13 protein-coding genes and 1 tRNA gene are annotated in these 17,872 nt (G+C 54.8%); 3 read left to right on the top strand and 11 right to left on the bottom strand.

Annotated elements, in window-relative coordinates:
• Window positions 1-50 precede the first annotated feature (50 nt).
• The 3 genes from GN242_RS07955 to fepD all read right to left on the bottom strand — a co-directional run bounded on the left by GN242_RS07955 (window position 51) and on the right by fepD (window position 3,300).
• On the bottom strand, window positions 51-857 hold the full coding sequence (locus tag GN242_RS07955) for an ABC transporter ATP-binding protein (RefSeq protein WP_154751582.1): 807 nt from the start codon (window positions 855-857) through the stop codon (window positions 51-53).
• A 2-nt stretch (window positions 858-859) separates the two neighbouring features.
• Window positions 860-1,891: an iron-enterobactin ABC transporter permease gene (gene fepG / locus GN242_RS07950; RefSeq protein WP_156287241.1), complete on the bottom strand. Its 1,032-nt coding sequence runs from the start codon at window positions 1,889-1,891 to the stop codon at window positions 860-862.
• A 383-nt stretch (window positions 1,892-2,274) separates the two neighbouring features.
• Window positions 2,275-3,300, bottom strand: coding sequence for a Fe(3+)-siderophore ABC transporter permease (gene fepD / locus GN242_RS07945; protein ID WP_156287240.1), 1,026 nt, complete (start codon window positions 3,298-3,300; stop codon window positions 2,275-2,277).
• A gap of 169 nt (window positions 3,301-3,469) precedes the next feature.
• Between fepD and entS the strand changes: the two genes are divergently transcribed.
• Window positions 3,470-4,744: an enterobactin transporter EntS gene (gene entS / locus GN242_RS07940; protein ID WP_156287239.1), complete on the top strand. Its 1,275-nt coding sequence runs from the start codon at window positions 3,470-3,472 to the stop codon at window positions 4,742-4,744.
• Window positions 4,745-4,894: 150 nt separating this feature from the next.
• Here the strand turns inward: entS and fepB are convergent, their stop codons facing one another.
• Complete coding sequence (gene fepB, locus GN242_RS07935; protein WP_156287238.1) at window positions 4,895-5,941, bottom strand: Fe2+-enterobactin ABC transporter substrate-binding protein; 1,047 nt, start codon at window positions 5,939-5,941, stop codon at window positions 4,895-4,897.
• Window positions 5,942-6,080: 139 nt separating this feature from the next.
• Complete coding sequence (locus GN242_RS07930; RefSeq protein ID WP_154751586.1) at window positions 6,081-7,202, bottom strand: Gfo/Idh/MocA family protein; 1,122 nt, start codon at window positions 7,200-7,202, stop codon at window positions 6,081-6,083.
• 302 nt (window positions 7,203-7,504) lie between these two features.
• Here GN242_RS07930 and GN242_RS07925 point away from each other — a divergent pair.
• A tRNA-Asn gene (locus GN242_RS07925) sits at window positions 7,505-7,580 on the top strand.
• A gap of 84 nt (window positions 7,581-7,664) precedes the next feature.
• Here GN242_RS07925 and GN242_RS07920 read toward each other — a convergent pair.
• Window positions 7,665-8,552 (bottom strand): LysR substrate-binding domain-containing protein, encoded by an 888-nt coding sequence (locus tag GN242_RS07920; protein WP_156287237.1) that lies wholly within the window; start codon window positions 8,550-8,552, stop codon window positions 7,665-7,667.
• A gap of 162 nt (window positions 8,553-8,714) precedes the next feature.
• On the opposite strand from GN242_RS07920, the gene GN242_RS07915 reads away from it, so the two are divergent.
• Complete coding sequence (locus GN242_RS07915) at window positions 8,715-9,554, top strand: MBL fold metallo-hydrolase (protein ID WP_156288221.1); 840 nt, start codon at window positions 8,715-8,717, stop codon at window positions 9,552-9,554.
• Between the two features lie 137 nt (window positions 9,555-9,691).
• Here the strand turns inward: GN242_RS07915 and GN242_RS07910 are convergent, their stop codons facing one another.
• The 5 genes from GN242_RS07910 to GN242_RS07890 form a co-directional block, all read right to left on the bottom strand.
• The gene (locus GN242_RS07910; protein ID WP_154751589.1) at window positions 9,692-10,774 is read right to left on the bottom strand and encodes a mechanosensitive ion channel family protein; all 1,083 of its coding nucleotides are present in this window, start codon (window positions 10,772-10,774) and stop codon (window positions 9,692-9,694) included.
• A gap of 250 nt (window positions 10,775-11,024) precedes the next feature.
• Window positions 11,025-13,172, bottom strand: a complete 2,148-nt coding sequence (locus tag GN242_RS07905) for a fimbria/pilus outer membrane usher protein (RefSeq protein WP_231617142.1) — start codon at window positions 13,170-13,172, stop codon at window positions 11,025-11,027.
• A 41-nt stretch (window positions 13,173-13,213) separates the two neighbouring features.
• A complete protein-coding gene (locus GN242_RS07900; protein ID WP_230320642.1) occupies window positions 13,214-13,651 on the bottom strand; it encodes a DUF1090 domain-containing protein in 438 nt (145 codons plus the stop codon).
• A gap of 134 nt (window positions 13,652-13,785) precedes the next feature.
• Window positions 13,786-16,929 (bottom strand): ATP-binding protein, encoded by a 3,144-nt coding sequence (locus GN242_RS07895; protein ID WP_156287236.1) that lies wholly within the window; start codon window positions 16,927-16,929, stop codon window positions 13,786-13,788.
• A complete protein-coding gene (locus tag GN242_RS07890; protein ID WP_156287235.1) occupies window positions 16,916-17,551 on the bottom strand; it encodes a response regulator transcription factor in 636 nt (211 codons plus the stop codon). Before GN242_RS07890 ends, GN242_RS07895 begins: the two co-directional genes overlap by 14 nt.
• Between the last annotated feature and the right edge of the window lie 321 nt (window positions 17,552-17,872).

Here is a 17,872-nt window from a genome sequence, read left to right as displayed (position 1 = left end):
TCTCGTCCTGTTTAACACCCCGCCGGGCGACATAATATTGTCGCCCTTTTTTATGGCTGGTGATAACGACCGCAGGGAACAATCATTGGCGTATGCGATACCGGATCGTCAATCACCACGCTGGCCATACCAAATACCTGCTGTACCAGCGGTGCATCGACGATCTCTGACGGTTTGCCCTGGGCAATAATTTTCCCATCCTGCATCACAATCAGATGATCGGCATAGCGACAGGCCTGATTTAAATCATGCAACACCGCCACCAGCGTATGTCCGTTCTCCTGATTTAACTGACGGAACAGATCCAGCAGCTCAATCTGGTGGGCAATATCCAGCCAGGTCGTTGGCTCATCCAGCAGCAGCAGCGGCGTCTGCTGCGCCAGCACCATCGCCACCCAAACCCGCTGACGCTGGCCGCCGGAAAGCTCATCAACGCTACGATCCGCCAGCCCACTGACATTGGTCGCCTGCATCGCTACCGCTACCGCCTCACGATCCGCAGTGCTCCACTGCTTCAGCAGACTTTGATGAGGATAACGGCCACGTGCTACCAGATCGGCCACGCTGATACCCTCAGGCACAATCGCATGCTGTGGCAACAGCCCGAGCTGACGCGCCAGCGCTTTGGTGCCCATCTGATGAATATCATGACCGTCAAGCAGCACCTGACCGCTTCGCGGTTTCAGCAGGCGGCACAGGGCGCGCAGCAGAGTAGACTTGCCACAGGCGTTCGGGCCAATAATCACCGTAAACTGGCGATCGGGGATCTGGACGTTAAGCTCGCTGGCGATCACTTTTTGATCGTAGGCCAGCGTCAGCCCGGCGGCCTGAAGACGGGGGGATAAAGTGGTATCCATGATTAACGTCGTGACTCCCTGATAAGTAACCAGATGAGATACAGCCCGCCGATGCTGACCGTTACAGCCCCCACCGGCAGTTGTATCCCGTTAAAAGCATGCTGGGCGATAACATCAGCTGCCAGCAGCAGCAGTGTGCCGGTAGTGGCAGCGGAAAAAAGCGGAACGGCGTTAGCCCCGGTCAGGCGACGCGCAATCTGCGGCGCGGCCAGGGAGATAAACGCAACAGGCCCGGCACTGGCGGTAGCAATTGCCGTGAGGATAATTCCGCACAGCATCAGCCACAGACGGCTGGACTCGGCATTAACACCCAGCGCCCGGGCGCTGTCATCGCCCATTTCCATCAGCTGCAAACGGCGGCCAAGTAACAGCGCAATAAAGAGAGTCAGCGGCACCAGCAGCAGCGCGGGCTGGCTTTTCACCCATGTGATGCCGTTCAGCGATCCGGCCCCCCACAGCGCTGCGCTCATGGCACTCTCCAGCGAGGCGCTCACAATCAGCCAGGTATTTAACGCTGCCAGCACTGCGCCCACGCCAATTCCCACGATAATCAGCCGAAAACCAACAATCCCCTGACGCCATGCCAGCAGATAAACCAGCGCCGCCGAGCCGATACCGCCTGCCAGTGCCCCCGCCGCTATCTGATAGTAACTCCCGCCAAACGCGATAATCATCACCAGCGCGCCGGTATAGGCCCCGGTGTTAAAACCGACCACATCCGGGCTGCCGAGCGGGTTACGGATCGCCGACTGGAAAATCGCCCCGCTCACGCCAAGACCGGCGCCAAGCACCAGCGCCATCACCGCACGCGGCGCACGCCACTGGCTGATAACGGTGATAAATCCGTGTGGCCCTTCCCCGTGCAATGCCTGCCATACCTGAAGCGGGCTGATATTCAGCGTGCCGTAGCACAGCGCAAACAGCACCAGCAGGGCGGCCAGCAGCATCAGCACCAGGTTCACCCACAACACCCGTGACGCCAGGCGCAGATTCAGCCATCCATCGGCACGACCAATCAGTAAAATTTTATGCACTTTTCCTTAATCCCTGGCCTGTCTGGCGTTATTGTCGCAGTCAGTTTGAACCCGTAGAGCGTGGCAAAACCGCAGCGTACACCCGGTACGTGAGGATTGTACTCGCGGAGCGCTCGCCCTTCGGGCCGCCCTGAAGGGCGTTCAAATTACGCGTAATTTGTGAGCACTGCCCGGGTTCAGAATGACAAGTAAAATAGCCCATACCATTAGGCGTTATTGTCGCAGTCAGTTTGAATCCGGCCAGCGCGCAAAAACCGCAGCGTACACCCGGTACGTGAGGATTGTACTCGCGGAGCGCTCGCCCTTCGGGCCGCCCTGAAGGGCGTTCAAATTACGCGTAATTTGTGAGCACTGCCCGGGTTCAGAATGACAAGTAAAATAGCCTAATTCCTGCGCTGGCGAACCAGCCAGATCAATACTGGAGCCCCAATCAATGCGGTAACAATCGATACCCGCAGCTCCCCTTGCGCCATAAAGCGCCCGGCGATATCGGCAGTCAGCAGCAACACCGGGGCCATCAAAAACGAGTAGATCAGAATCCAGCGCTGATCCGCCCCCACCCACCAGCGGGCAACGTGGGGCACCATCAGGCCAACAAATCCAATTGGCCCTACCAGCGCCGTGGAAGAACCACACAGCAGCATTACCGCCAGCAGCGCCAGCAGCCGGATCAGCACCACTCGCGTCCCCAGCGCGGCAGCAATATCTTCTCCCATGCTCAGGCTGTTAAGAGAGCGCGAAGCCGCCAGCGCCAGCACGGCACCTGCGATAATTGCCGGGGCGACCAGCATTAAATTGCCTGTAGAGCGGATATCCAGCGTTCCTGCCTGCCAGAAGCGCAGCTGGTCAAAAGTCTGCGGATTGAGCAGCGACAGTGACGAAGTCAGGCCGCCCAGTACCGCGCTGAGTGCTACTCCGGCCAGCGTCAGACGCACCGGATTGACCCGGCCACCGCTCAACGTGCCTATCGCCCAAACCGCAATACTGGCAATCAGCGCCCCGCCCCAGGCAAAGCCCAGCCACCCGGCCATACTGCTGACGCCAAACAGGGTAATGCCAATGGCCATAGCAAAGCTGGCTCCGGCGTTGACACCGAGAATCCCCGGGTCTGCCAGCGGATTACGCGTCAGCGCCTGGATCACTGCCCCGGCGCCACCCAGTGCCAGACCAACGAGGATGCCGGCCAGGGTACGCGGCAGACGGGCATTGAGAACAATAATGCTGTCAGCGCTGGTGACCTGCCCGGACAGGCTTTGCCATACCAGCGCAGGCGGAATTGATTTTGCTCCCAGCATCAGGCTCGCAAGAGTGACCACCACGAGTAATAACAGGCAGATAATGACGCCGCCGCTGCGCGAAAAACCTTGCGAAAGCGGGGCCGTACGCGGGGAAGTTTGTTGCAATGACATCCCTGAGAAATCCTCTTCATATGCAAATGAATATGAGTATTATTATCATTAACGTTACTAACCAAATATGTTACCATGCGCTCCGCCAGAAAAACATCGGCATCCATCGCGCCGCACCGGATAGCTGTCCGGTCGCCAGGCACCGGCTTCATCAACTACATGGAAACCCATGGCTAAGTCCTCCATTCTGCTTGATTTCAGCTTACTGAAAAATAACGCCCATTTTCGTGCCATCTTTTGTGCCCGAATGCTTTCGGTATTCTCTCTCGGCATGCTTGCCGTCGGCGTACCCATTCAGATTCAGGCCATGACGGGGTCTACGCTGCAAGTGGGTGTAGCGGTGATGCTCGACGGCATCGGGATGTTTATCGGCCTGATGCTTGGCGGCATCCTTGCGGATCGCCTCGATCGTCGTAAGCTGATTCTGTTTGCTCGCGGCACCTGCGGTATCGGCTTTGCCGCTCTCAGTCTGAATGCCTTTCTCCCGGCACCTTCCCTGTGGGCGCTTTATCTGCTGGCTGCCTGGGATGGATTCTTTGGCGCGCTGGGGATGACGGCATTAATGGCGGTGATCCCGCTGCTGGTGGGCCGCGAAAATCTTGGCGCTGCGGGTGCGCTGAGTATGGTGACCGTGCGCCTTGGAGCGATTCTATCCCCGGCGATTGGCGGGGTAATTATTGTCGCCGGTGGCGTAGGCTGGGCCTTTGCCGTGGCGGCGGTGGGTACGCTGGCGACGCTGATCCCGCTGGTGCGCCTGCCGTCACTGAAGCCGGAACCTCAGGAGCCTGAGCATCCGCTGCGTGCGCTCGCCAGCGGTGTGAAGTTTGTCTGTCAGCAGAAAGTGGTGGGATCCGTGGTGCTGCTGGGGATGCTGGTGAGTATTGTCGGCGCAGTCCGTATTCTGTTTCCGGCGCTGGCCATCGGCTATCACGCTGATGCATCTGCCATTGGACTGATGTATTCCGCAGTGCCGCTGGGGGCAATGATCGGCGCATTTACCAGCGGCTGGGTGCCTCGTCACGGGCGACCGGGAATGCTGGTGCTGGTCAGCGCTACCTGTGCATTTCTCGCTATTGCATCACTGGGGCTGTACAGCCACTTTATCCCTGCACTGCTGGCGCTGGTGGTCTACGGCTACTGCAATGCGATTGCTTCGCTGCTGCAATATATGCTGATTCAGCACCATACTCCTGACCATCTGCTGGGCCGGGTGAACAGCCTGGGAACGGCTCAGGATGTAACCGGGGATTCGGTGGGTGCGCTGGGCCTGGGCGTACTGGGAAAACTGTTTACGCCGATGGTGAGCGTGCTGTCGTTTGGTGCGGCAGCGGCGGGCGTAGCGCTGGTGCTGGCAAGTCTGGTGGGTACGTTGCGGCGAGCATCGCTATCAATGGCGGAGCCAGAAGAAACAGCTGAAGAGACGGATCCGGTGACGAATTCTTAACGTATTGTTTTTCCGTCACGCGCCGGGCGAGGCATGCCTCGCCCCTACGGGTAAACATTAGCAGGCATGCCTCGCCCCTACGGGCATTAGCAGATATGCCTCGCCTGGTGAGAAACTAAACAAGTCATGCACCGCCCGCGTATCGAAGGATTAGCGCGATTTAAAATGCCGCTCAATACTGTCCAGCATATTGCTGGCGCTGTAATAATCCAGACGGAACGTATCCGGACCCATCGCATAGACCTGCCCCGACGTCACCGACGTCAAATGCTCAAGAAATGGATTAGCCCGCACCCGCGTAACCGTGTCATCGTCTGCTGAGAACAGCAGCATACTGTTGCCGGCCAGCCCGGCGGCCATATTCTCACCCGCCAGCTGGATAACATCGTTACGCTTGCCCATGCTGGTGCCACCCTGCACTCCCGCAGGCGGTATCGCGAGGGTAAAGCCCAGTTCTGACAGCAGCTTGCCCTGCGCAGAGGCCGGGGTCCACAAATTCACACCGCGACCATCCTCATAATATACCAGCGCTGAAACTGGCTGTGGCGGCAGGGTTATATTCTGCTTCACCGCCTGCACTCGCTGCTCAAAACGATTAATCGCGGCGCTGGCATCTTGCTCATGTCCGGTGATCTCGCCTAACTGCACCGCCAGCTGCTGCCAGCTCTTATCGCCGTAGTCGATAACCAGCGTGGGCGCTATTGCAGAGAGCTGATCGTAAAGCTTTAACGCCGAATCCCCGCCGGTAGCGGCGATCACAATCAGGTCAGGTGCCGCAGCGGCAATCGCCTCAGCATTCGGTTCGGTAATGTATAGCGGCTTAAGATTCGCTTTCTTCGCTACCGCGCTCCACTGAGTGAAAAAACCCTGATCGTCGGAAACCGTACTGTTACGGCTGGTGCCGCCGGAGCCTGCCAGCGGCGCATTAATTGCCAGCAGCGTACCGGTAATGGTGACGCTGGTGGAGACAATACGCTCAGGGGGCCTTTGCAGCGTCAGGGGCCCTTTAGGCGTTTGCAGCGTGCGCGGCCAGCCCTGCTGCGCGGTTGGTGACGCATCGGCAGGCACGGCCGCCTGCGCGGAGGCCGGTTGTGACGCGGAGTACTGTGTTGAGCAGCTGCGTACAGACACCACGAAGATAAGCGCAGCAGCAATCAGCAGTCCGCACAGTACCGGGAAGGAGAACAGTTTTTTCATCTTGGCCATTTCTTTGCAAATGAGTCTTATTATCATACATTTAATGGCGGGGAAATTAAATCGGTTATGACGGCTAACGACGCGCGGAACAAACAGCAGAAGAAGAAAAAGGCCGGGAGCATCCGGCCTTACTGATAAATTATACTTTCATCCAGCGCCCTTCGGCGGCAGAAAGAGCAATTGCTTCCAGAACCTTCGACACCTGTAGACCTTCGGCAAAATCGGGCCACATGCGATCGTCGGCGGCGATGCCGTTGATCAGATCGCGCACTTCCACGGTTTTTTGATCGTTAAAACCGATACCGTGGCCTGCCGAGATACAGAACGCCGCGTAGTCAGGGTGTGCCGGACCCGTGAGAATGGTTTTGAAACCCTGACGACCAGCCGGATCATCATGAATATAGAGTTCCAGCTCCGCCATGCGTTCCTGAGTGTAACGAATGCTGCCTTTTGTGCCGGTAACTACATAGGTCAGCCCCATTTTGCTGCCGCAGGCGATGCGCGAGGTTTCAATCACCCCGTGGGCACCGTTGGCGAAACGCAGCAGCGCACTGGCCTGGTCTTCATTCTCGACGTCACGCAGCTGGGAAGGATTTTTCGGATCCGGACGCTGTTTAATCACCGTCATCATATCGCCGCTGACCTCATCAATGTTACCCACCAGGTAGTGGGCCATATTGACGATATGCGCGGCCAGATCGCCCAGCGCGCCTAAACCTGCCAATGCTTTCTGACAGTGCCAGTCCAGCGGGGTATTCGGATTCGCCAGATAATCTTCGTTGTGCGTGCCGTAGAAGTGCACCACTTCACCAATCTCACCCCGGGCAATAATCTCTTTTGCCAGCTGGCTGGTCGGGTTTTTCATATAGTTGAAACCCACCAGAGTTTTTACACCGGCTTTTTCCGCTGCCCGCACCATCTCTTCAGCGTCGGCCACATCCAGCGCCAGCGGTTTTTCGGAGTAGACGTGCTTACCGTGACGAATGGCCTCCAGCGCCATCTCTTTATGCAGGAAGTTAGGGGCGCAGATATCGACCACATCAATGTTTTCATCTGCTACCAGCTCGCGCCAGTCTCCGGTTGAGCGGTTGAAACCGAGAGTCGCCGCCTGAGCACTTGCCAGCTCCGGATTTACCTCAGCCAGCATTTCTCGCACCAGTTCCCCTTTCAGGTTGAACACCGTCGGTGCCTGAGAGTAGGCAATCGCATGGCAGCGTCCGATATAACCGGTGCCGATCAGGCCAATTCTGACTTTTTTCATGGTAAATCCTTAGAGTAGAGAAATAATGGAACAAAAATTCAATATCCATGAAATGTATATTTCATAAGATTGCTATTCAACGCCAGAATGAAATAAACGTGATCGCTCTGACGAAAATGAGTGCAACGCCACTGCAAGCCCCGTTGTGTTCTGTAGCACAATGCGCAAAATCATAATTTTTGTGGATAAAATCACATAACGTAGCGAGATGTGCTGCTTTATTCAGCAGTTGAATCAAAAGGGTGAAAACAGGCTTTGACATCCCCTGCCCCGCTGGATATGATGCGCCCCGTTCCAACAATTCCTCTGTAGTTCAGTCGGTAGAACGGCGGACTGTTAATCCGTATGTCACTGGTTCGAGTCCAGTCAGAGGAGCCAAATTTGAAAAGCCCGCTCAGGGAAACCTGAGCGGGCTTTTTGTTTTTGTTTCATCTGTGCTGCTTCAGAATCAGATTTTATCCATCAAATCTGGTGAGTCTCCGCCAGTAACCAACGTTCGAAAGCGTGCAGCGCAGCTTCATTGCTTCCAGTTTCGGGCGGCTTAACTAAACAGAACTTTTTGCTCAGTAATCCAGATTCTGGCCAGGGGGCAACAAGCTCCCCGCTCCTTAACTCACTTTCTACGTACATGCGCGGCACCATTGCAACGCCCTGCCCTGAAAATGCAGCAGCAATGGCCATTTCATGGAGATCATAGCGAACTCCATGCGCCGGATTATCAAGCTCAATCCCAATTTCCTTCGCATATCGATGCCACACGTCAGGATTCTGGCGCCGGTGAATTCGCGGCAATTCGTTCAACTGCGCGATGTTGTCATTATCCTTTAACAGCATTGGGTGACATACAGGCAGCAGCGTTTCCTGGAAAAGAAACTGTGTATGCATACCTGCCCATGCAGGGTGATCAAAATGAACTATGGCGTCAAAGCCACTATCGGTAAGAATGAAGGGTTCAGTTCTGGCGGCAATATTCACCGTGATATCAGGATGCTGCGCGTAAAAGCCGCGCAGGCGAGGAATCAGCCAGCGGCTGGTAAAGGTCGGCAGGGCTGCAATATCCAGACTTTTACTCCCTTCAGGCATGCCCATAATCGACTGGGTATCTCTTTCGAGCCGTTCGAGTGTTTCGCGTATCTTCTGCGCGTAGCGAGCACCAACCGGGTTGAGCTTTACACGACTGCCAGTGCGATCGAACAGCTTGCAGTTCAACATTGACTCAAGGCGCGCTATCTGCCGACTAATCGCCCCCTCCGTCAGTGACAACTCTTGCGCCGCCCGGGCAAAACTACCGTGTTTTGCAGCGGCATCAAAGGCCAGCAGGGAACGGCTACCTGGAATTTTTTTACGCATTAAGTTGACCTTTGCTCTGGCTGATGGAGTGAGCCTTCAGTGATTAAATGTCATCACAGGTTGAAATAATATCGTTTTAACGCCGCAGAAACACTGTATAGCATGATGAAACGTCATCAGACAGGGCGTGTCGCGCCTGCTCGTTATACATGTGAGGTACTTATGCACCCGTTTACTTTCCCATCCTGCCAGATTGGCGATTTTCAGATAACCGCCCTGAGCGATGGCACCATGGCAGCTACGCTTGATGTGCTTTCAGGCATTGAGACCACTGAGGCTGAGAAAATTCAGCGCAGCGCCGGAATCGCAAATTATGGCCATATCCATATCAACTGTTATCTCATCTGTGGTCGCGGACGCACCATTCTGGTTGATACCGGGGCGGGCGGGCACAATAACGTGGGGGGGCTGCTTCGGAGCAGACTTGAGAAGCTCGGCATCAGCCCTGATGATATAGACACGGTATTATTGACTCACTGCCACCCCGATCATATTGGCGGCTTGCTGGATGAAGAGGGAAACCAAATTTATAAAAATGCTGAACTGCATCTTCACCCTCTTGAAGCTGCACACTGGCAGGACAATGAAAAATTAGATAGAGCTAATGAACGTGGCAAACGTAATTTTATGCTGGTTCGTCGGATCTTAAACACATATGCCGGGAAGGTACGTCTAATTGATCAAGGCGAGATTATGCCGGGCATTCTCCCTGTATGGCTGCCGGGCCATACGCCAGGTCATACCGGCTTTCGTATCCATTCGGATGAAAAATGTCTGTTGATATGGGGGGATATTGTCCATTTTCCACATATTCAGTCAGCACAACCGGCCATATCCATCATGTTTGATGTCAATCCTTCTCAGGCCATAGAGACAAGAAAAAAAGCGCTGCGGCTGGCCGCGAATGAAAAATTGATCATTGCGGGGATGCACCTGGATCACACAGGCTTTGCCAGCATCCAGTTGTTTGAGAATGAATATCGTATTGTCCCTGCCGAATAAGCCCGGATTGAACAACAGGTGTATGCTCTGTTCCGCCCCTATCAGCAAGGAGCGGAAGTTCAGCTGCACCGATGCTCACGCAGCACACTTCACGTCTCTGTAGATTCTGCGTCAGACATAAAAATGAAAACGATTATCTACTGATCCTTCGGACTATCAAACCCCGAACCGGTCAGCGTAGCTCTTACATGAGGAAGGCTCTGCGGATAATTTTGCTGAATGAACTCAATCATTTTTTCCCGCACGTAGCAGCGTAAATCCCAGGCCGTTGGGGAATTCTGCGCAGTCATCAATAATCTGATAGTCATGGTTTTGTCCGTCGTTTCAGTTACCTGAAGCACCTGAGTCTGTTGATCCCAGAGTTTTGTTTCACTGAGGACTTTTTCAAAATGCTCACGGAGAGGAGCCAGCGGCATGGAGTAATCGAGATAAAGAAAAACAGAGCCTAATATCTGTGCGTTATTACGCGTCCAGTTCTGGAAAGGATTTTCTGTAAAGTATGTAATCGGCAGCACCAGCCGGCGCAGATCCCAGATACGTACAACGACATAAGTCAGGTTTATCTCCTCTATCCAGCCCCATTCATTTTCGACGACAACAGCATCATCAATTTTGATAGGTTGCGTAAAAGCTATCTGAATCCCGGCAAACAGGTTAACAAGCGACTTCTGGAGGGCAAACCCAATGATTATTCCGGCAACCCCTGCGCCAGCTAAGATTGTCGTGCCAAATTTTCGAAAGCCGGGAAAACTGAGAAGTATCAGAGTAAGACAGAATAATACGAGCAGGACAATAGCGACTTTTTTTACATATATTATTTGAGTGCGAATTTTACGGGCACGGAGATTATTCGAAAGATTAATATCATAGCGAATAAAGAGCATATCCTGCGCGACATTAACCAGCCGAATCAAGATGGAGCAAAATGATAATATAATAAAAATATTAAGAGTGGAGGTTATAAAGCCAAGGGAATTTGGCTGAATATTAATATAATTAACCCCTACATTTATTAACAGTAAGGGAATGAAGAGAAACAGTGATCCACGAAGATGTTTTTCAAGTGACTTGAAGAGCTTCCGGTCACGACTCTGCCAGTAGCGGATGAACCTGAGAAGTATAAACCGGGCCAGGAAGCCTAGCGCAAGTGAAAGAGTGACGAGCAATACCGCAGGCACCCAGACAGGAGCACCAGATAACTCATCGAATATCATTAGCATTCTTTTCCCTTATATTCATTCAAAAGATCTGATTTTCAGATCGGTAATAAAAATTCAGTAACCGTTGTCTTACCGGTTATCTGCGGAGTAAATGGTGAACGCATATGAGTTTATGAAAAATACAGTTAACTGAATTTGTTAACATCAAAAAAACCTCGAAAAGAAACCGATAATTTAAGCGTAGCATAAATGCAACCCACTGATATTAATTACGTTGCATACGCGTCCCCCGGGCGACTCACGTCGTCTATCAGGGCAGCAAGTCGTCGGTTTTTTCCGGTTTCAAAAAGCGCAGATTAACGATAGCGCCGTCAGTGGGGACGGTTTCCAGCTCGCTCACATCCATCCCCATTCCTTCGGGCAGGCTGAGGCTGTCCACCGTAATACGATTAACCCGCCAAGGGGTCAGATAGCTGACCAGCAGATCGCCGCTGGCACTGGTGGTGGAGCCGAACTGGTTATAAAAGCCGATCCCCGCCGAGCCGGGCACCTGAACCAGCGCTACGGTGCTGCCCAGCATCTGACCAAAGGCAACGCCCTCCTGATACAGCAACACGCTGCCGCTGACGTCGCCATGATAATCGCGCTTCGTGCCGCTGCGATTCATGCTGAGGTTCAGCTCCCCGCTGTTGTACTGATAACCCAGGCTGGTTTGCAGGGCATCGTTCCCGTGTTCAGTATGCTGGGCGGTCACGTCATAGCGCAGGCTGAAATCATCCAGCGCCGAACCGTTGACGTTTACCCCGTGAGTGTTCTTATCCCGGCTGGCAAGATCGGAAACCAGCGCGAAGTGACTGACGTGGCTACCAATGCTAAACGGAATGCTGATGTTGATGCCCAGCGTCGATTCCGGCGCATAGTCAGCGTAGCGGTCATATCCGCCGTACAGCGAGACATCCACCTCGCGCCAGCTGGCGCTCAGGCTCAGGGTGAGGCTGTTGCTGCCCGACTCGCGGCTGCGCGACTTCAGCCAGCGCCAGGAGAGACTCAGGCTTGAGTCTTCATTGAAGTTTTGCGTCAGCTCCACCTGGCTTTCAAGGGTGCGCTGGGTGGTGTCATCATCCCAGCCCCAAGGCAGCAGCGAGGCGCGGTTTAGCCGCTCCTCAAGGGAGCGGTACTGGCTATTGCGGGGATACCACTGAAGCTGGGCGTTGAGGCTGGTTTCGGTCTGAAAGAAGGCTTTCGCATAGCGCAAGCGCCCGACGCTGCCGCTGAACCTTTCCCCCTGCTGGCTGTAGTGTGCGGTGCGCACGTCCGAGGAGAGCGACCCCCACTCCCCCATATTACCGCCCATTCCGACCATGTGGCTAAAGTAGCTCTCACCCTGCTGCACCCCGCCAAACAGCGTGGTGTGGGGTGCGATGCCCCAGGAGAGCGTACTCTGCCAAAAGCGATCTTTTTCCAGCTCCACGCCGTGATAAGGTTTATAACGCCCGGCGACCAGCTCGTAGCTGAACATGTCATGCTGTACCAGATTCGGCATGATGGAGTATGGCAGCAGGCGAGTACGCTCGGTGCCGTCGCTCTCCTGAATGGTCAGCTCCAGGTTGCCCTGCGAATCCGGAGGGTAGAAATCACGAATAGTAAATGCCCCCGGTGGCACATGAATGCGGTAGACGCGTTCGCCGTTCTGGTGAATGGTGACTTCCGCTTCGCTGCGGGCATAGCCGTTAATCAGCGGCATATAAGGCCGCCAGCTATCCGGAAACATTGCTTCATCGCTGGCAAGGGAGACGCCGCGATAGGACATGCTGTTAAACAGGTTTGACGAGGTATAGCCATCGCCAATGTTCAGGCGCGAGCGCATCGAAGTAATGCTTCGCCACAGGGAGGCTGTGTTGCTGTAGGAACCATGATTTTTGTCGGCCTCACGCCAGAAGGTGTTCTGGTAGCGCGCCCGCCACGGCCCGACATTGAGGCCGTTTTCCAGCACCAGCGTGGCGTCAGTGCCGGGAGTATCCCAACTGTACTGCGCTCTTTTGTTATCCACATCCAGCCGGTAATTGACGAACAGCGCATTAATGCCGTCATCCCAGCGACTTGTGCTCACCCCGTTTTGCTGCGCGTTAAAAGCCTCTTCAGGGAATAGTAACGTCAGCAGATTGGCAGCCGGGCGATACCAGAACCGTAGATAGAACTGGTTTGCCGAGGCAGCGGTCAGACACTGTCTGCTATTCCAGTGCAGCTTATCAACAACGAAGGGTTTTACGCCCCACTCTTCAAGCAGAGGGCGCGTCAGGCAGGGGACACCGGCATAAATATCGAGAAAAATAGATCCCTTAAAATTATTGTTGAGAATGACCCATGTTTTTTCATTAGCAGACGCTGCCGTTACCGTCAGTAGCAGCATGGTTATCAACGTTGCGTGGCGAATCGCCATCATTACGTGAACAAACATCGCGGATAGCGTGAGCTACCCGCGATAACGTTCGCTAAAACTTATTTCTGCAGTGCAGCCAGTTCAGCGCGAGCCTGGCTCAACTTCTGCTGAATCTCACGCAGATCAGCCTGTTTCTCAGCCAGTTTCTTCTGGTATTTAGCGACCTTCCTGGCATCGCCTTTTGCTTTTGCTTTACGCAGGTCAGCCTGAACGTCAGCGATGTCCTCACGTTTTTTATTTAGTTTTTTCTCCAGCTTGTTCACATCTTTCTGTGCACCAGCCAGCACGCTGTCGTTTGTGCAGTGTGCTTTCACTTCAGCCAGCGCTTTTTTCAGGCCAGCAACTTTGTAAGTATTGCCGTAATACTCAGCAATTTTAATCTGTTTTTCCAGCGCAGCGCTTTTCGCGGCACAGTTCTGAGCGGCCTGTGCGGAAGCGGAAGCAAACAAACCTACGGAAGCAACTACCGCCAGAACGGAAATTAATTTTTTCATCATCTTTCTCCTTTGTTGATGTATTGCCTGGGGCAAATGCTCCAGGCAATCTCCTGCGAACAAAAGAATACTGCAACGGGGATAGCCAGAACGATGCAGACGCGTCCTCATCTTATGTAGGACGTGGATTACAGATCTCATCTGGTGTCGTGCCACTCCTGTAGCACGACACGAAGCTGTATAAGCTGCGCTTCAAGGCTGCGCACTCCCTCACTGTCCGGGGCGGCTTCCTGCATTTCACAGGCAGCCACCAGCGCCGGTACGCCAAGTAGCTGGATCCCGCCCCGCAGCTTATGAAGCGTCTCGCGTAAAGAGGTATCCGGCGCGTCGTGCCATGCGCGTAAGCGGGCAAGAGTTTCATCCAGTACCGAAATCTGTAGCGAGAGAAATAGTGCCAGATTCTCCCCTTTCAACAGCTCCGGTGGCAGTTTATCCGTCATGGCCCGTTGCGGTATATCGGGGTTCGGGACGGGGCTGCTCACTGTCGCCAGCAGATCCGAAAGCATATTAAGCGTCATCGGCTTGAACAGGCAGTCGCGCATACCGGCCTCCCGGGCCTCTTCCCGGACGGCTTCACGGGCGTCAGCGGTCGAGCCAAAGACAGGAACGCCCGGGTACTGCATGTGGATGATATGCGCCAGTTCAAAACCGCTTATCCCGGGCATATTGCAGTCGGTGATCACCGCGTCAGGCCGGGTATGCTCGAGTTTTTCCAGCGCCACTTTCGGGCTTTCAGCACTGATGACCTGATGGCCGAGCCAGCTAAGTTGCTGGCGTAACTGCATTCTGCCCGCCGGGTTGTCATCGACGATCAACACCACCAGTGAGGCGCAAGGCTCAGGCGTTGCAGGCTGAAGGACGGAGCCCGCAGGCAGCCCGGCCATTACCGGCAGCTTAAGGCGTACCGTGACTCGGGTACCCTTGCCCGGCTCGCTGTTCAAATCGATACTGCCACCCATCATCTGCGCTAGCGTACGGCAGATATATAGGCCCAGCCCGCTCCCCTGGGCGACATTCTGACTGTTACCCTGGGCGAAGGGGCGGAACAGCCGCACCCGGGTGGCTTCGTCAATGCCCTCGCCGGTATCCTCCACTTCTATGTGCAACAGCAGATAACCGTCGTCACACCCGTCAAGCTGCACACGCAGGGTTATCTGGCCGCGTTCGGTGAACTTAATCGCGTTTCCAGCGAGGTTAACCAGAATCTGCCGGAAGCGGCTGCGGTCGACCAGCACGTCCAGCTGGAGATCGGCATCCAGCTCCAGCACAAACATCAGCCCTTTCTGAGCCGCCATGCCTTCGAACAGCATCGCCGGTTCTTCTATCAGCTTAATCAGCGACGCCCGCTCAGGGCGAAGCACCAGGCGGCCCGACTCAATGCGCGACACATCAAGAATATTACCAATCAGCAACAGCAGAGCCTGGGCTGCTTCCCATGCAATACGCACCGACTCACGGTTTTGCTGTACCTCGCCGGGACGCTTCATCACCAGTTCCAGCATCCCCAGGATCGCGCTGACCGGAGTGCGGATCTCGTGGCTCATAGTGGTGAGAAACGCGCTCTTCGCCCGGCTGGCGCTGGCGGCGCGTTTTCGGGCTTTGCGCTGGGCGGCAACAATCGCCAGCATACGGCGCTGGTGGCTTTGCTGGCGGCGATAACAGCAGCCAGCGACGAGGGTGAGCAGCAGCGCGGCGACCACGGCAACCATCAGCGCCCCATTCAGGGCGACCTGCTTTGATCTATTGGAGGCGAAGCTGTTTCCGGCGTTGCCACCGCGGGTAAGAGCGTGTAAATCTTCCGGGGGAATATTGATCAGCGCCTTATTGAGAATAGCGATCAGCGGCCACGACTGACGGGATGCGCCGAAGGAGAAGCGCATAGAATCGATATCGATGCTGCCCAAAATACGCAACGAGGCATACTCTTTATTCTCTAACAGGGTGTTGGCGACTATCAGCGGCATCGCCATCATCTCGCCGTTACCCAGAACCATCCGGTTAAGCCCGTGTCGCCAGGTATCGACTTTCTCCGGCTGGCCGCCGCTCTGCTTACGCAGCCACTCCTCAGGGGACTGACCGTCCAGGCTCAGAATCCCGGGGTTTACCGCTCCCGGCACGTGCTGCGCGCGACCAACCATCACCCAGGAGTTATAGAGCCAGGTGCGAGTGGTCAGCAGCTCCGAGCGCCAGATATCCTCCTGGGTTACCCCTGCGACCAGATCTTCTTTGCCCGCCTTCACTGCCTTCAGCGCCGCCCGCTGGCCTGGATAACGCTGGATCACAAAGGTAAACCCGGTGCGAAGCTGTAACGCGGTAAGGACATCGGCAATGATGCCCCGTAGCTTCCCGCTTTCATCAAAAAAAGCCACCGGCGGGTTATCCTCCGCCACCGCCACCCGGATGCGTTTGTGCTCGTTGATCCATTTATGTTCCAGCGAAGTATAGACTGGCTGCTGTTCGCTCAGTGAGAGCGTGATGCCGCCCTTCCAGCGGCGATGGATCCCCACGCTGGCGCTTTCCGGCAGCGCGAGCATCACTTTATTCAGCACGTTGATCCAGGTTTGCATCTGCGGCATTGCCGCAAAGGAAAAACCGGAAACAGGAAATGGCGTGGTGAGGGGGTGGATCATTAAGTTGCTGATACTGGACTGGCTCACAAGATAACCAGCAGTGACACTGTCACAAAAGAAGAGGTCGACCTTGCGAAATGCCAGGGCCTCAAGCGCATGGCGCGGAGAGTTAAATGAGACAATCTCTGCCTGCGGATAGCGCTGCTGCACCCGTTGGGGATCGTAGCCCGGCGCAATGGCAACCTTTCTGACCGTGTCATTGCGGATGGCTGCGTTATTCACCACTTCAACGGCAACGTTGGGGCTGTAGGGGTGGCTCAGTATCAGCCCCTGGTTACGCTGGTTATCGCTGGCCCGGGCGATGAAATCCGCCTTGCCTGTACGCAACGCCGCCAGCGCCTCGTCATAATTTTCGTAGCGGATAACCTCCATTTCGATACCAAGATTATCCGCCGCCAGACCGATAAAATCGGCGTTGATGCCGCCGTAGTCGTTCAGCCCGGTGGTGATGTCATAAGGAGGCGACATCGGCAACCAGACGGCGAGACGGATCTTGCGGTGCTCACGCACCCAGCGCCACTCGCTGGCGCTGAGGCCCGGATTCGCAATTGCCTGCTGGCTGCGGGCGAGGAGCTTCAGCGGCTCCTGTGCCGCTGCGCCGTGAACCATGCAGGCGATAACAAACAGCAGCAGCCAGCTAAGTATGTTCATGGTCGCCCTCCCCGAAAATCAGGGCGATAAGCTGGTTGAGATTGTCACAGCCGCATTTTTGCAGCATCCGCACTTTATAAGTGCTGATGGTTTTGTTACTGAGCATCAGCAGATCGGCAATCTCCTTATTGCTTCTGCCCTGCTTCAGATAATTCAGCACCACGATTTCGCGATCGGAAAAACGTCCCAGCAGCGTTTCAGGTGCATCGCTTTTTTCACTGACCATCGCGGTTTTATAGAGGGTACCCTCGGGGAAACATTGATAGCCCGCCATAATCAATCGACACAGCGGTTCGACGTTTTCCAGCGGCATGTTTTTATTGATAAACCCTTGCGCCCCGGCCTGAAGCGTACGCAGGGCGAATATTCCCGCAGGCTGGCTGGTAAACACCAGGATTTTAAGATTTGGAAAGTGCTGCTTAATTCGGGGCAGCAAATCGAGACCGTCCGCGTGCCTGAGTTCGAGATCCAGAATTAATAATTCGGGGCGTTGCTGATGCAGCTGTGCCAGCAGTTTCTCCCCGGAAGAGGTGGTGACGACCATGTCACCTTGCTTTTCCAGCAGCACCTTCAGTGCAAAACAGATTGCCGGATGATCGTCTACGAGCAAAATAGAAATCATACTACTCCCTGTACTTTCGGCGTCGTATAGTCTGACGCCAGCGCTCTCCATCGACAACAGGGCGTTATGATAGTCAACGCCCGGAGAAATCGATATAGCATATTTAAGGATTTACTTATCGGGGTTAATAGCGTTACGGACAGAGTAAAAGATGACGCGAGAAATAAGGAGCAACGCGGCTAAATATCAGATTTTTTAATTTGATAAATGTCAGCGGGATTATTTCCTATTTGGGATATGAGATGTCCGCTTCTGAGACGAAAGCCCTCCTGAGCGGTTGATGCCTTAACCGCGCGAAGATTTCGCGGATAGTCCACGTTT

Source organism: Erwinia sorbitola, from assembly GCF_009738185.1.
GTDB classification, from domain to species: Bacteria; Pseudomonadota; Gammaproteobacteria; order Enterobacterales; family Enterobacteriaceae; genus Erwinia; species Erwinia sorbitola.
Note: the sequence above shows the minus strand (reverse complement) of the source record. Positions and strands in the feature narration are given on the sequence as shown.

Bases quoted from the DNA above. Each gene is read 5' to 3' on its own strand.
- GN242_RS07955 (WP_154751582.1), bottom strand. From the start codon at position 857: ATGGATACCACTTTATCCCCCCGTCTTCAGGCCGCCGGGCTGACGCTG.
- fepD (WP_156287240.1), bottom strand. From the start codon at position 3,300: ATGTCATTGCAACAAACTTCCCCGCGTACGGCCCCGCTTTCGCAAGGT.
- entS (WP_156287239.1), top strand. From the start codon at position 3,470: ATGGCTAAGTCCTCCATTCTGCTTGATTTCAGCTTACTGAAAAATAAC.
- fepB (WP_156287238.1), bottom strand. From the start codon at position 5,941: ATGAAAAAACTGTTCTCCTTCCCGGTACTGTGCGGACTGCTGATTGCT.
- GN242_RS07930 (WP_154751586.1), bottom strand. From the start codon at position 7,202: ATGAAAAAAGTCAGAATTGGCCTGATCGGCACCGGTTATATCGGACGC.
- GN242_RS07920 (WP_156287237.1), bottom strand. From the start codon at position 8,552: ATGCGTAAAAAAATTCCAGGTAGCCGTTCCCTGCTGGCCTTTGATGCC.
- GN242_RS07915 (WP_156288221.1), top strand. From the start codon at position 8,715: ATGCACCCGTTTACTTTCCCATCCTGCCAGATTGGCGATTTTCAGATA.
- GN242_RS07910 (WP_154751589.1), bottom strand. From the start codon at position 10,774: ATGCTAATGATATTCGATGAGTTATCTGGTGCTCCTGTCTGGGTGCCT.
- GN242_RS07905 (WP_231617142.1), bottom strand. From the start codon at position 13,172: ATGTTTGTTCACGTAATGATGGCGATTCGCCACGCAACGTTGATAACC.
- GN242_RS07900 (WP_230320642.1), bottom strand. From the start codon at position 13,651: ATGATGAAAAAATTAATTTCCGTTCTGGCGGTAGTTGCTTCCGTAGGT.
- GN242_RS07895 (WP_156287236.1), bottom strand. From the start codon at position 16,929: ATGAACATACTTAGCTGGCTGCTGCTGTTTGTTATCGCCTGCATGGTT.
- GN242_RS07890 (WP_156287235.1), bottom strand. From the start codon at position 17,551: ATGATTTCTATTTTGCTCGTAGACGATCATCCGGCAATCTGTTTTGCA.